The organism is Sphingomonas rosea, assembly GCF_039538065.1.
GTDB lineage: Bacteria > Pseudomonadota > Alphaproteobacteria > Sphingomonadales > Sphingomonadaceae > Sphingomicrobium > Sphingomicrobium rosea.
Map to the genome: position 1 here is coordinate 2,220,020 of NZ_BAABBR010000001.1, position 13,443 is coordinate 2,233,462.

Sequence of the window (13,443 nt, forward strand, 5' to 3'; positions counted from 1 at the left end):
CCTGCTGGCCCATCGCGCATCGCCGTGCAACAGAGGGGCAGGATAAAGGACTGGACGAGGGATCGATGGGTCTAATGACATTTGGCCGCCGCGGGTTCCTTCGCGGTGCCGGAATGACCGCCGCGGCGAGTGCTTTTCCGCTGTCGGGGCTCGCCGCGCAGACCGCCGAGCAACTCACCCCGCGCCCGCTGCCGCCGCCCATCACCAGCGCCGAACGGGTCGCGCGCCTGCGCCGCGCGCAGCAGTTGCTCCAGCAGCAGGGCCTCGGCGCGCTGCTGGTCGAGAGCGGGGCCAGCCTCGATTATTATACCGGCATCCAGTGGTGGCGGAGCGAACGGCCGACCGCGGTCGTGGTCCCGGCGCAGGGCGACCCGATCATCGTCACGCCCTTCTTCGAAAAGCCCAGCATCGCCGAGATGCTCGAGGTGCCCGCCGAAATCCGCACCTGGCAGGAAGATGAGGAGCCCTTGAAGCTCGTCGCCGACTTCCTGCGCGAGCGCGGGGTGGCGAAACTGCCGGCCGCGTTCGAGGAAACCAACCGCTTCTTCCTGTCCGACCGGCTGTCGCGCCAGCTTCCCGGCACGCGGATCGTCAGCGGCAACAATGTCGTGCGCGCTCAGCGGATGGTGAAGTCGGCGACCGAGCTCGCGCTCATGCAGGCGGCCAATGACATCACCATCGCGGCCTTCCGCCAGGTCCATGCCAATCTGAAGGCTGGGATGAGCGGGCGCGAGATCGAGGCCGCGATCACGGCCGCGACCGCCAGGCTCGGCGGCAACGGTGACGGCGCGCTGGTGCTCATCGGCGAGGCCTCGGCGCTTCCGCATGGTTCGCGAAAGCCGCATGTTCTCGCGCGCGGCGACGTCGTGCTGCTCGACGGCGGGTGCAGCGTCCATGGCTACCAGTCGGACATCAGCCGGACCTTCGTGTTCGGCGCCGACCCGACCGCCGAGCAGCGCAAGGTCTGGGACCAGGTGCACCGTGGCCAGCAGATCGCGCTTGCCGCCGCCAGGGTCGGCGCGGCCGCGGGCAGCGTCGACGATGCGGTGCGGCGGGCCTACGAAAGCTGGGGTTATGGCCCGGGCTATGCGCTCCCCGGCCTGTCGCACCGGACCGGTCACGGTATCGGGATGGAAGGCCATGAGCCGGTCAATCTCGTCCATGGCGAGACGACGAAGCTCGCGCCCGGCATGTGCTTCTCGAACGAGCCCGGCATCTATCTCCCGGGCAAGTTCGGAATCCGGCTCGAGGATTGCTTCCACATGACGGCGGGCGGGCCCAGGTGGTTCACCACCCCGCCGCCAAGCATCGATCAGCCGTTCGGCTGAGCCTCGTCGAAGCCGGCAACGATCCCGACCGGCGTCCAGCCCTCGGGGAAACGCGGGATCTCGCCGGCGTGGATGCCGCCGCTGACGAACACGGCATCGATGCCATAGGCCGCCGCGCCCGCCATGTCGGTCTGCATCCCGTCGCCGATCGCCAGCACCGCGCCCTTGTCGGTGACCCCGGCAAGTTCGAGCGCATAATCGTAGACCGACCGATAGGGCTTGCCGTACCAGACCGCGGTTCCGCCGAGCGCCTCGTAGGCGTCGGCAAGCGCACCCGCGCAGACCATGACCTCGCCCTGGTGATGGACGATCCGGTCGGGGTTGAGACAGTGGAGGACGACGCCGGCGTCGCGCCATGCGGCAAGGCGGTCGGCATAGTCCTCGAGCGTCTCACCCGGCGCCAGCCCCGCGCAGGCGAGTTCGGCGAAGTCCGTCTCGACGATGACGAGTCCGCGCCGTTCCAGGTCGGCCCGATCTTCCTCGGTCCCGCAAAAGCCGACCGGCCGTCCAGCCAGCGCCGCCACGCCCGCTTCGCCCGCGGTGACAATCCCGTCGTAGAGATCGTCGTCGAGACCGAGCTTTTCGAGCTGCTGGAGGATGGCGTCGGTGGTGCGCGGCGCGTTGGTCAGGAACAGGACCACCCGCTGCTGCGCCTTCCAGGCTGCGAGCGTGCCCGCGACGCCCGGCAGGATCCGCCACCCGTCATGGACGCAGCCCCACAGGTCGCACAGGATCAGCCGGTAGCGGTCCGGCAGGCGCGTGAGATCCACGTCAGACGTTGGGGCCGGGCGGGGGCACGTGGCTCGGCGCGTGCGGATGCTCGATCACTGGGCTTTCCTCGACGTCGAGCGGGCCCTCCCACTTGGCGACCAGCACGCTCGCCACCGCATTGCCGACGACGTTGGTCGCCGAGCGGCCCATGTCGAGGAAATGGTCGACCGCGAGGATCAGCAGCAGGCCCGCCTCGGGGATGTTGAACATCGCGAGGCTGCCCGCGATCACCACCAGGCTCGCGCGCGGGACGCCGGCGATGCCCTTGCTGGTGATCATCAGCGTCAGGAGGAGGAGGATCTCCTGCCCAATCGAGAGGTCGATGCCATAAGCCTGCGCGATGAAGATCGTCGCGAAGGTCATGTACATCATCGAGCCGTCGAGATTGAACGAATAGCCCAGCGGAAGGACGAAGCTCGCGATGCGCGGCGGCACGCCGAACTTGTCGAGCGCTTCCAGCGTGCGGGGATAGGCGGCCTCGGACGAGGCGGTCGAGAAGGCCAGCACCAGCGGATCGCGGATGTAGCGGGCGAGATGCGACACCCGCTTGCCGACGGCGAGGAAGGCGATTCCGAGGAGGAAGATCCAGAGCAAGGCGAGGCCGACGTAGAAGGTGCCGATGAAGCGCCCGAAGGTCAGGATCACGCCCGGGCCGTTCTCGGCGATGCTCGCCGCCACCGCCGCAAACACCGCGAAGGGGGCGAAGCGCATCACGTAACCGGTGACGACCAGCATCACCTCGACCAGCCCTTCGATCCCGCGCACCAGCGGCTTGGCCTTTTCGCCCACCGCCGTAATCGCGACACCGATGAAGAGGGCGAAGACGACGATCTGGAGGATTTCGTTGTCGGCCATCGCCTGGATGCCCGAGGCGGGCACGACGTGCGTCACGAACTTGGCAAGGTCGAAGGCGGCGCGGTCGACGCCGCTCGCGGCGGTGGTCGGGGGGAGGGGCAGGTTGAGACCGACGCCCGGCTGGAGGAGATTGACGAGGATCAGCCCGAGGGTGAGGCTAACGAGGCTCGCGGTGACGAACCAGGCCATGGTGCGCAAGCCCACCCGGCCGAGCGCGGCGGTGTCGCCCATGTGCGCCACGCCCGCGACCAGCGTCGCGAAGACGAGCGGCGCGATGATCATCTTGATCAGCCGCAGGAAGAGCGTGGTGACGATGCCGAGATAGTAAGCGACGTTCTTAAGGAACGCCTCGGGGTCGCCCCCCTGGGCGAGGGTGGCGGCATTGGCATTGACCAGCCAACCGACGAGCAGCCCGAGCACCAGGGCCAGGAGAATGTACCAGGTCAGGCGCTTGCCCACATTTCACTCCACGCAATGTTCGCGGAGCGGGGTCGCGGGGCGGGGGCGGGATGTCAAGCGTCGTCCCGGCGGCCCATGCCGGGACGACGCCTGCTTCACGCGTGCTCGGGTTCGTTCGCCCTTACCTTGTCCGCCAGCGGGCCGTTGAGTTCGGCGAGGTGGTCGAAGCTTGCTTCGTAGGTCGCCAGTCCCTGGCTGAGCGAGCGCAGTTCGCCCTCGAGCCCGGCAAGCTCGGCCTCGGGCACCATCGCCTCCACCCGGTCCCAGCCGGCCCAGCCGTCGCGCGGGGCGAGGCCGAGCACTTGGCCGCGGCGGACGGCAAGGGCGGAGCTAATCTTGCTGGTGGCGATCGAAGGGCTGGTGACAACCACCTTGTGGACGGGTTCGAGAAGGTGCGGCTGCGCGGCGGCGAGCGCCTCCTGCATCGCGATCCGTCCCGCCGTGCGGAAGGCGAGCTCGCTCGAATCGACACTGTGATAGCTGCCGTCGATCAGCGTCACCGCGACGTCGACCACCGGGAAGCCCAAGGCGCCTTTCTGGCAGGCATCGCGCACGCCCTGCTCTATCGCGGGAATATACTGCCTCGGGATGGCGCCGCCATGGATCCGCTCGATAAAGGCGATGCCGCTCCCGCGTTCCTGCGGGCTGACCTCGATCACCACGTCACCGAACTGGCCGTGCCCGCCCGACTGCTTCTTGTGGCGCCCGCGCTGGGTGACGGGGCGGCGGATGCTCTCGCGGTAAGCGACCCGCGGTGCGCGCTGGACGACGGAGACGCTGTGGCGCCGCTTCAGCTTGGCGAGCACCAGCGACAGCTGCTCCTCGTTGACGCCGGAGAGCACCAGCGCATGGTCCTCCTCGTCGTGGGCGAGGCCGAGGCTCGGGTCTTCCTCGACCAGCTTGTGAAGCGCCCCCGACAGCTTGACGTCATCCTTGCGGTCGGAGGGCAGGATCGCGATCCGCACGTTACGCGAGGGAAGGGAGACGTCGGGCGGCGGGGGCAGGGCGCCGCGTCCGAACCAGTCGCCGGCCTTCACCTGGTCGGCCTTGGCGAGCGCCACCACCTCGCCATCGCGCGCGGTGCCGAGCCGCTGGCTCTTGTCGCCCTGCAGCGCGAAGATCGCGCCCGGCTTGACGCTGCGCTGGTCGGTCCCGCGAAGCTCCTGGCCTTCGCGAAGCTCGCCGCCAAGCACGCGGGCGAGCACCAGCCGACCGAGCGCGTGGCCGTGGCTGACCTTGAAGGCATGCAGCACCGGGTCGGATACGCCGAGCCGTCGCGCGGTCGAGTTCGGCCCCGGCGTCTCGTGGCGGATCGCCTTCATCAACCGCCGTACCCCCCAGCCATTGGCAGCCGAGCCGAACAGCACCGACACGCCAAGTCCCTCGGCGGTCTCGCGTGCAAGGTCATGAAGGACGGTCTCGGAAGGCGGGATTTCGTCCATCAGGAGTTGCTCGAGCAGCGCGTCGTCATGGTCGGCGAGCTGTTCGAGCAGGCGGGTGCGGGCCTGCGTCTCGATCGCGTCGAGCTCGGCGGGCATGGCGATGCGCTCGGACGGCTGGCCGGCGCGGTAGTGAAAGGCGCGTTCGAGCGCGACGTCGACGAAGCCGTCGATCCGCTCGCCGTCAAGGATCGGGACCTGGCGGGCGATCAGCGGCGAGACGCTCAAGGGCTGCAAGGCGCCGAGCAGCTCGCCGATCGAGCCTCGCGCATTATCGATCCGGTTGACGAAGATGAGGTGGGGCACGCCAAGCTCGTCGAGCTGGCGGAGCATGGGCGCGGCAAGCGGCGCGCGGGCGGGATCGGGGTCGACCACCACGATGGCGAGGTCGGCCAGCGCGAGCGCGCGGGCACCGTCGGCCTGGAAGCCGGTCCCACCGGGCAGATCGAGGAGTGCGAAATGCTCGCCGAGCCAGTCGAAGTGCAGGAGGTTGAGTTCGGTCGAGCCGCCGCGGGCGCGCGCTTCGGGACTGGAGTCGCCGACGCTGGTGCCGTGGCCGGTGTCGCCCTGCCGGTCGATCGCGCCGCTCGCGAACAGCATGGCTTCCGCGAGGCAGGTCTTGCCGGCGCCCGCGGGACCGACCAGCGCGATGGCTCTGGTGCCGGTGACAAGGTCGTGCATGGTGCAGCTCTCCTTCGTGCCGAGTGGCGCGTTCGAGTCGCTGCCGAGCGCCTCCTGCGCCTGGGACTTGGAGGCTCTGCTTCCTGGTGCCTGTTGGCAAGGGGAACGGCCGCGCGGCGGCATCGGTTGGGCGCACCATGACCAGTCAGGCGTCCCCGAATAGCACCACCGACCACGGCCAATACGCCCAGCGGCCCGGCGACATTCCGGCGCCCGGCTGGAAGGACATCGCTCAGCGCACCTGGAAGGAGAGCCAGAAGGACAATGTCGGCATCGTCGCCGCCGGCGTCGCCTTCTATTTCTTCCTCGCGCTGGTGCCGCTCCTGGGTGCGACGGTGCTCACCTACGGGCTGTTCGTCTCGCCCGAGGCCGTGGCGCGGCAGGCGGCGGGGCTGACGAGCGTGCTTCCGGGCGAGGCGGCCAAGCTGATCGGCGACCAGCTGACGCAGGTGGTCGAGACGAGCGCAAGCAAGAAGGGCCTCGGCCTCCTCCTCGCGATCCTACTGGCCTTCTGGGGCGCGCGCAACGCTGCGGGCGCGATCGTGACGGCGCTCAACATCGCTTATGAGGAGCGGGAGACGCGCGGCTTTCTCAGGACGACGCTGCTGAGCCTCGCCATGACGGTCGGCGCGGTGGTGATGGCCGGCTTCGTGGCCGGCGCGACCGGCCTCCTGTCGAGCATCGAGAAATTGCTCCCGAACCTCGGCGGGGTGGGGCGCCTGGGCTTCGGGCTGCTGACCTACGCCCTGCTCGCCGCCATTGCGGCGGCGGCGGCGGCGACGCTCTATCGCTATGGGCCGAGCCGCAAGAAGGCGCGGTGGCGGTGGCTGACTCCGGGGTCGGTGTTCTTCGCGGGCGTGTGGCTGGTGCTGACCGTGGGCTTCGGCTTCTATGTCCGGAATTTCGGCAATTACGGCGCGACCTACGGGTCGCTGTCGGCGCCGATCGTGCTTCTGACCTGGCTCTACCTGTCGAGCTATGTCCTGATCTTCGGGGCCGAGGTGAACAGCGAGGTCGAACGGCAAGCGGCGAACGGAGCGGCGCCGGTCGAGCCGAGGGCGGTGCCCGACCCCGCGCCGGTGCGCCCGGCGAAAATCACTCCCGAACCACAAGCAAAGCCGAAATCGCTGACGGTCCTGCTTCGGGCGGGTGCAGGGCTGGTGCTGGCGGGCGCGCTCGTGAAGCGCGCCCTGCGCTAGGCGATCAGGCGGCGGGCAGCAGGCGCTGCTCGGTCGCCTTCTTCATCAGCGAGGCCTGGAGCTTTTCGAACGCCCGCACCTCGATCTGGCGGATCCGCTCGCGGCTGACGCCATAGACCTGCGAAAGCTCCTCGAGCGTCTTGGGCTCGTCGACGAGGCGGCGCTCGACGAGGATGTGCTTCTCGCGGTCGTTGAGCGCCGTCATCGCGTCGTTGAGGAGCGCATGGCGGACCTGCTTCTCCTCCTCGTCGGCGACCAGTTCGTCCTGCAGCGGACCGTTGTCGACGAGAAAGTCCTGCCACTGGCTTTCGCCGCCCTCGTCGCCCTTCAGCGGCGCGTTGAGCGAGGTGTCGCCACCCATGCCCATGCGGCGGTTCATCGAGATGACTTCCTCCTCGGTGACGCCGAGATCGGTCGCGATCTTGGTCACGTCGGCGGGCTTGAGATCGCCCTCCTCGAAGGCATCGATCTGGTTCTTCATCCGGCGCAGGTTGAAGAACAGCTTCTTCTGCGCGGCGGTGGTGCCCATCTTCACCAGGCTCCACGAGCGCAGGATGAATTCCTGGATCGAGGCGCGGATCCACCACATGGCGTAGGTCGCCAGGCGGAAGCCCCGGTCGGGCTCGAACTTCTTGACGCCCTGCATCAGCCCGATGTTGCCCTCGGAGATGAGCTCGGAGACGGGCAGGCCGTAGCCGCGATAGCCCATGGCGATCTTGGCGACGAGGCGCAGGTGGCTGTTCACGAGGCGCGCGGCGGCGTCCGTGTCGTTATGCTCCCGCCATGCCTTGGCGAGCATATATTCCTCTTCCGGGGCGAGGATCGGAAATTTCTTGATCTCGCTCAGATAGCGGTTGAGTCCGACTTCGCCGGCGCCCGCTGGAATGGAAACTGCCTTCGCCTGTGCCATGAAAGTGTCGCGTCCTTTTCCGGCAGCCTTGCTCCAACGAGGAGCGCGCTGCCATGAGTATCTTATACACCAAGTGCCTTGAACAGTTCCTGCATGTCCTTTGGGACAGGGCTGTCAAACGACAGATGGTGCTTCGTAACCGGATGAATGAAGCCAAGCGTCGCCGCGTGAAGCGCCTGACGCTTGAAACCCAGTTCCTTGCAGGCGGTTGCCACCGTCTTGTTGTTACGCCCGTACACGGGATCTCCGACCAAACTATGGCCAAGGCTCGCCATGTGCACGCGTACCTGATGCGTGCGGCCCGTCTCCAGCCGGCATTCGACCAGCGCCGAGTCGCGACCGACGGACTGCCGGGTCCAGTGGGTGACGGCACGTTTTCCCCGGCCTTCGCCGACGATCGCGATCTTCTTGCGGTCGTGGCTCGAACGGGCGAGCGGGGCGTCGACCGTCCCCTTGGGCGCCATCGGCACGCCGTTGACCATCGCCTGGTAGCGGCGGTCGATGCTGTGCGCGGCGAACTGCCTTGCCAGCCCCTCGTGGGCGACGTCGGTCTTGGCGACCACGAGAAGACCGCTCGTGTCCTTGTCGATGCGGTGGACGATGCCCGGCCGCGCCACCCCGCCGATGCCACTCAGCCGCCCGGCGCAATGGTGGAGGAGGGCGTTCACCATCGTCCCGTCGAGATTGCCCGCCGCCGGATGGACGACGAGGCCCGCAGGCTTGTCGACCACCAGCAGATGCTCGTCCTCGAAGACGATGCCGAGCGGAATGTCCTGCGCCTGGGCTTCGGCGGGCGCCGCGCGCGGGACGGTGAGCTGGAAGGTCTCGTTGCCCGCGACCTTGATGGCGGGATCGCGGACGAGGGTGCCGGAGCGCTCGAGCGCCCCCGACTTGACCAGAGTCTTCAGTCGTTCGCGCGACATGGTCGGGACGGCGTCCGCGAGCGCGCGGTCGAGCCGCCAGCCCGCGTGATCCGCGCCAAGCGCGATGTCGATGATATCGGACCCCCCGGTCATGGCCGAAACAGATGGGGTGCCGCCGGTGCTTTTCAAGACCTGCAGGTTCACGAAGGTCCAAGGGTCCGGGGGGTCATCACGACGTCGGAAAAAGCCCGCCAGTGGCGCAGGACTGCCAATCCTTGCCCGACGACGAAGGTCCCATAGTGTGAACTTGCCTCGCCGCGAGGCTCGCACATCGCGAATGGGGGCCATCGACCGCTGCATCGACCAGCTTGGATCATGCCAAATCCTACTAGGCAAGTCCCGGCGGCGACCCGCGTCCCTTGCAACCGGCGGCCCTATCCGCCACTTCACCGGCCATGAACGCGATCGATCTCGCCAGTCTGCTTTGCTCGCGGCTCTGCCACGACCTCCTGTCGCCCGTCGGCGCGCTCAACAACGGCATCGAGCTGATGGCCGACGAGCAGGATCCCGAGATGCGCGAACGCTGTCTCGAGCTCCTCGCCGAGAGCGCGCGGGCGAGCGCCAACAAGCTGAAGTTCTTCCGGCTGGCGTTCGGCGCCGGCGGCGGGTTCGGGGCCGAGATCGACACGCGCGAGGCCAAGGCCGCGCTCGAGGGGCTGTTCGGCGGCGAGAAGAAGATCACGCTCGGCTGGATGGTGAGCGCCGAGAAGCTTCCCAAGGACGCGATCAAGGTGCTGCTGAACCTCGCGCTGGTCGCGGGTGACGCGCTGGTGCGCGGCGGGCAGCTCGACATCGGCGCCGAGCGGGGCGCGAACGGCACCGAGATCGTGATCCGGGCCGAGGGGCCGCGGCTGCTGCTCGATCCCAATCTGCGCGCCACGCTCGAGCGCGGGGCGGGCGGGACGGTCGAACCGCGCGCGGCCGGCGCCTGGCTCGCGCATGCGCTCATCCAGCAGACCGGCGGCAAGCTCCAGCTCTCGCCCGCCGACAGCCCGGTGCTGATGATCGGGGCGGTGTTCTGAGGATCAGGCCAGCCGGCTTAGCGCGAAGGCGGCAAGGAAGCCGCTGACCGCGATCAGGCCGGCGAAATCATGCGTCCCCTCGAAGGCTTCGGGGACCATGGTATCGACGATCATCGCCAGGATCGCGCCCGCCGCCACCGCCATGACGGAGGCGACGCCCGCGGGCGGAACGCCGTCGAAGGCGAGGTAGCCGATGGTCGCGGCGATGCCCGAGGCGAGCGCGATCAGTGCCCACATTCCAAAGACATGGCCGGCTTTCTTGCCTTCATGCTTCATCCCCGCCGCGCTCGACAGGCCTTCGGGGATGTTCGACAGGAAGACCGCGATCACCGCGACGAGGCCGATGCCTTTCCCGGCGAGCAGGCTCACCCCGATGACGATGCTTTCGGGGATGCCGTCGAGGAGCGCACCGAGCGCGAGGGCCGCGCCGTTTTCGGGATTGTTCGCGGCCTGCTTCTCGCGTTTCTCGGGCACGCTCCGCTTGCGGTGGCGCGCGCCGCGGTGGGCTAGGAGCCAGTTGGCGCCGGTATAGACGAGCGCCCCGCCGAGGAATCCGCCCGCGACCGGCAGGAAGCCGCCCTGCTTCCAGGCCTCGTCGATCAGCTCGAACGACAGCGCCGAGATGAGCACGCCCGCGCCGAACGCCATGATCGCGGCGATCACGCGGCGGCCGAGCGGCACGAACCAGCCGATCACCGCCCCGATGACGAGGGCCGAGCCCGAAAGAAGGCCCCACAGGCCGGCTTGGAGTGCGATGGGCATGGGGCCGCAATGGGCGAGGAGCCCGATGGTTGCGATGCCTGTCTTCCCAGCGCCCAATCGCATGCTATTTCAGCGACATGGCCCGCCCTTGCTTCAAGCTCGAAAAGGATCACCCGCTGCCGCTGGCCGGGGTCGACGAGGCGGGCTGCGCGCCGCTGGCGGGGCCGGTGGTGGCCGCCGCGGTCATCCTCGACCGGGACCGCTTTCCCCGCGGGATCGACGATTCGAAGAAGCTGCCGCTCGAGGCGCGCGAGGCGATCCACGCCAAGCTGATGGTCCAGGCGCGCTGCGGGGTGGGGATCGTCACCAACGAAGAGATCGACGCGATCAACATCTACTGGGCGCGGATGCTGGCGATGACGCGCGCGGTCGAGGCGCTCGGCATCGACCCAGCCTTCGTGCTGGTCGACGGCAATCGCTGCCCGCGCTGGGACCGGCCGAGCAGGGCGATCATCGCGGGTGACGCCAAGTGCCGCTCGATCGCCGCCGCCTCGATCGTCGCCAAGGTCACGCGTGACCGGATCATGGCCGCGCATGCCGAGACCTATCCGGGCTATGGCTGGGAGCGCAACCGCGGCTACCCGACCCCCGACCATCGCCGGGCCTTGCAGGAGCTGGGGCCGACGCCGCTCCATCGGACGACCTTCGGGCTGGTCCGCGAGGTGCTCGCCGAGCGTGCGCAGCCGCGCTTCGCTTTCGCCGCCGAATAGAGTCCTTCGGGTCACACCACATGTCCTTGAGTCCCGCGAACGGGACGGGACTCAACATCTTGTGGTGCCATCGTTGCGGACTCGTTCCGTTCCGCCCCGCCGCCCGACCTCGTCGAAACTTTGGGCGTTGACCCGAGTCCCCGGGGGACTCACCATGGCGTCACTGACCTGGGGGCTAACCATGAATCTCGTACTGCCAGTCCGCGAGGCGCTTCCGCGCGTTCGCCGCAAAATGGATGCCGACCCGTCGGGGCGGATCATCGCGGGCGACTGCATCGAGGCGATGCGCGCCCTTCCGGCCAAGAGCGTCGACCTCGTCTTCGCCGACCCGCCTTACAACCTGCAGCTGGGCGGCGACCTGTTCCGGCCCGAGGGCGGGCGCGTCGATGCGGTCGACAACGACTGGGACCATTTCGACAGCCTTGCCGAATATGACCGCTTCACCCGCGCCTGGCTGACCGAGGCGCGCCGGGTGCTCAAGGACGATGGCGCGATCTGGGTGATCGGCAGCTATCACAATATCTTCCGCGTGGGCGCCGCGTTGCAGGACCTCGGCTACTGGATCCTCAACGACATCGTCTGGCGCAAGTCGAACCCGATGCCCAATTTCCGCGGCACGCGCTTCACCAATGCGCACGAGACCCTGCTGTGGTGCTCGAAGAGCCAGGACAGCAAATACACCTTCAACTACCGCGCGATGAAGGCGCTCAACGACGACCTCCAGATGCGCTCCGACTGGGTGCTGCCGATCTGTTCGGGCGGTGAGCGGCTGAAGGGCGGGGACGGGCAGAAGGCGCATCCGACGCAGAAGCCCGAGAGCCTGCTCTACCGCGTGCTGCTCGCCTGCACCGAACCCGGCGACACCGTGCTCGATCCCTTCTTCGGCACCGGCACCACCGGCGCGGTTGCGAAAAGGCTTGGCCGCCACTGGATCGGGATCGAGCGCGAGCCCGATTACATCGCCGCAGCCACCGCCCGCATCGCCGCGACGTTGCCGTTGGACGAGAGCGGGTTGGAGACGATTCCCGAGAAGCGCTCGCAGCCGCGCGTCGCCTTCGGCCTGCTGGTCGAAAGCGGGATGGTCCCGCCCGGAACGGTGCTGATGGACGCCAAGCGCCGCTGGAAGGCCGCGGTGCGCGCCGACGGATCGCTGTCGTGCGGGCCGCATGCGGGGTCGATCCACAAGGTCGGCGCAGGATTGAACAATGCGCCGTCGTGCAACGGCTGGACCTTCTGGCATGTCGAGCAGCGCGGGCGGCTGGTGCCGATCGACGCGCTTCGGCAGGAGCATCTGGCATCACTGAGCTGAGCCGATGACTTTCCGCACGATCCTCCGCCCGACCGCATTCGTCGATGCGCCCTTCGGCTACGACGGGCAGGTCGCGCGGCTGGCCGGGACGATGTGCTGGTTCTCGGGCGTCGAACTGCTCCACGTCGAGGGCGATGGGCGGGTGACGGGCGAACTCGTTCCGGTGAGCCGGATCGAGGATCATCTGCGCGATGACGTCATGGCGGCGAGCTGGGCAGCCATCACGGGCACCCGACCGCCGCTGCAGCTCGGGGGCCGCACGATCCGGCTCGACCAGCCGCAGGTGATGGCGATTCTCAATGCGACCCCCGACAGCTTCTCGGATGGCGGGCAGGGGGCGAGCGCCGAAGACGGTTTTGCCGCGAGCGAGGCGGGGGCGGCAATCCTCGACGTCGGCGGCGAAAGCACGCGGCCCGGCGCCAAGCCCGTCTGGGAAGGCGACGAGATCGGGCGGGTCGAGCCGCTGGTCAAGGCGTTGGCGCTGAGCGGCGCGGCGGTCTCGATCGACACCCGCAAAGCAATCGTCATGGAAGCCGCGCTGGCCGCCGGCGCGGCGCTGGTGAACGACGTTTCCGCGCTCACCTGGGACCATCGCGCGGCCGAGGTGGTGGCGAAGGCGGGGGTTCCGGTCGTGCTGATGCACCACCAGGGCAAGCCCGAGACGATGCAGGACAGCCCCGACTATCCGCGCGGCGCGCTGGTCGAGGTCTATTTCTGGCTGGAGGACGCGATTGCGCGGGCGGTGGACGCGGGGATCGCACGCAAGAACATCATCGTCGATCCGGGCATCGGTTTCGGCAAGAGCGTGGCGCACAATCTCGAGCTGATGAACGGGCTCGCCGCGCTGCACGGGCTGGGCTGCCCTTTGCTGGTGGGCGCAAGCCGCAAGCGGACCATCGGCGCGCTCCACAACGAGGCGCCGGCCGACCGGCGGCTGGGCGGGAGCGTCATGCTCGCGACCAAGGCGGCGGAGCAGGGCGCGCATCTCGTCCGGGTCCACGATGTGTTCGAGACCGTCCAGGCCCTGCGCGTGTGGCGCGGCCTTCGCGATCAGGCACTTACGCCGCGTCGTTGA

At 68.5% G+C, this 13,443-nt stretch carries 12 protein-coding genes; 6 read left to right on the plus strand and 6 right to left on the minus strand.

The window, feature by feature from the left end; all coding sequences use genetic code 11:
* Positions 1-74 precede the first annotated feature (74 nt).
* Entirely contained in the window at positions 75-1,328 is a 1,254-nt protein-coding gene (locus ABD693_RS10965) for a M24 family metallopeptidase (RefSeq protein ID WP_344697105.1), read from the plus strand.
* Here the strand turns inward: ABD693_RS10965 and ABD693_RS10970 are convergent.
* The 3 genes from ABD693_RS10970 to ABD693_RS10980 all read right to left on the minus strand — a co-directional run bounded on the left by ABD693_RS10970 (position 1,313) and on the right by ABD693_RS10980 (position 5,533).
* The gene (locus ABD693_RS10970; protein WP_344697106.1) at positions 1,313-2,098 is read right to left on the minus strand and encodes an HAD-IIA family hydrolase; all 786 of its coding nucleotides are present in this window, start codon (positions 2,096-2,098) and stop codon (positions 1,313-1,315) included. The genes ABD693_RS10965 and ABD693_RS10970 overlap by 16 nt on opposite strands.
* 1 nt (position 2,099) lies before the next feature.
* A complete protein-coding gene (locus tag ABD693_RS10975) occupies positions 2,100-3,413 on the minus strand; it encodes a dicarboxylate/amino acid:cation symporter (protein ID WP_344697108.1) in 1,314 nt (437 codons plus the stop codon).
* Between the two features lie 95 nt (positions 3,414-3,508).
* Positions 3,509-5,533 (minus strand): elongation factor G, encoded by a 2,025-nt coding sequence (locus ABD693_RS10980; RefSeq protein ID WP_344697109.1) that lies wholly within the window; start codon positions 5,531-5,533, stop codon positions 3,509-3,511.
* Positions 5,534-5,670: 137 nt separating this feature from the next.
* Between ABD693_RS10980 and ABD693_RS10985 the strand changes: the two genes are divergently transcribed.
* The gene (locus ABD693_RS10985) at positions 5,671-6,732 is read left to right on the plus strand and encodes a YihY/virulence factor BrkB family protein (protein WP_344697111.1); all 1,062 of its coding nucleotides are present in this window, start codon (positions 5,671-5,673) and stop codon (positions 6,730-6,732) included.
* Positions 6,733-6,736: 4 nt separating this feature from the next.
* Here the strand turns inward: ABD693_RS10985 and rpoH are convergent, their stop codons facing one another.
* Both rpoH and ABD693_RS10995 read right to left on the minus strand, forming a co-directional pair.
* Positions 6,737-7,642, minus strand: coding sequence for an RNA polymerase sigma factor RpoH (gene rpoH, locus ABD693_RS10990; protein WP_344697112.1), 906 nt, complete (start codon positions 7,640-7,642; stop codon positions 6,737-6,739).
* 62 nt (positions 7,643-7,704) lie between these two features.
* Positions 7,705-8,658 (minus strand): RluA family pseudouridine synthase, encoded by a 954-nt coding sequence (locus ABD693_RS10995; RefSeq protein ID WP_344697113.1) that lies wholly within the window; start codon positions 8,656-8,658, stop codon positions 7,705-7,707.
* A gap of 302 nt (positions 8,659-8,960) precedes the next feature.
* Between ABD693_RS10995 and ABD693_RS11000 the strand changes: the two genes are divergently transcribed.
* Positions 8,961-9,587: a histidine phosphotransferase family protein gene (locus ABD693_RS11000; RefSeq protein ID WP_344697114.1), complete on the plus strand. Its 627-nt coding sequence runs from the start codon at positions 8,961-8,963 to the stop codon at positions 9,585-9,587.
* Between the two features lie 3 nt (positions 9,588-9,590).
* Here the strand turns inward: ABD693_RS11000 and ABD693_RS11005 are convergent, their stop codons facing one another.
* Positions 9,591-10,349, minus strand: a complete 759-nt coding sequence (locus ABD693_RS11005; protein WP_344697115.1) for a ZIP family metal transporter — start codon at positions 10,347-10,349, stop codon at positions 9,591-9,593.
* A 77-nt stretch (positions 10,350-10,426) separates the two neighbouring features.
* Between ABD693_RS11005 and ABD693_RS11010 the strand changes: the two genes are divergently transcribed.
* From ABD693_RS11010 to folP, 3 genes are all read left to right on the plus strand, one after another.
* A complete protein-coding gene (locus ABD693_RS11010; protein ID WP_344697116.1) occupies positions 10,427-11,059 on the plus strand; it encodes a ribonuclease HII in 633 nt (210 codons plus the stop codon).
* 232 nt (positions 11,060-11,291) lie between these two features.
* Complete coding sequence (locus tag ABD693_RS11015) at positions 11,292-12,368, plus strand: site-specific DNA-methyltransferase (protein ID WP_344697622.1); 1,077 nt, start codon at positions 11,292-11,294, stop codon at positions 12,366-12,368.
* Positions 12,369-12,372: 4 nt separating this feature from the next.
* Complete coding sequence (gene folP / locus ABD693_RS11020; RefSeq protein ID WP_344697117.1) at positions 12,373-13,443, plus strand: dihydropteroate synthase; 1,071 nt, start codon at positions 12,373-12,375, stop codon at positions 13,441-13,443.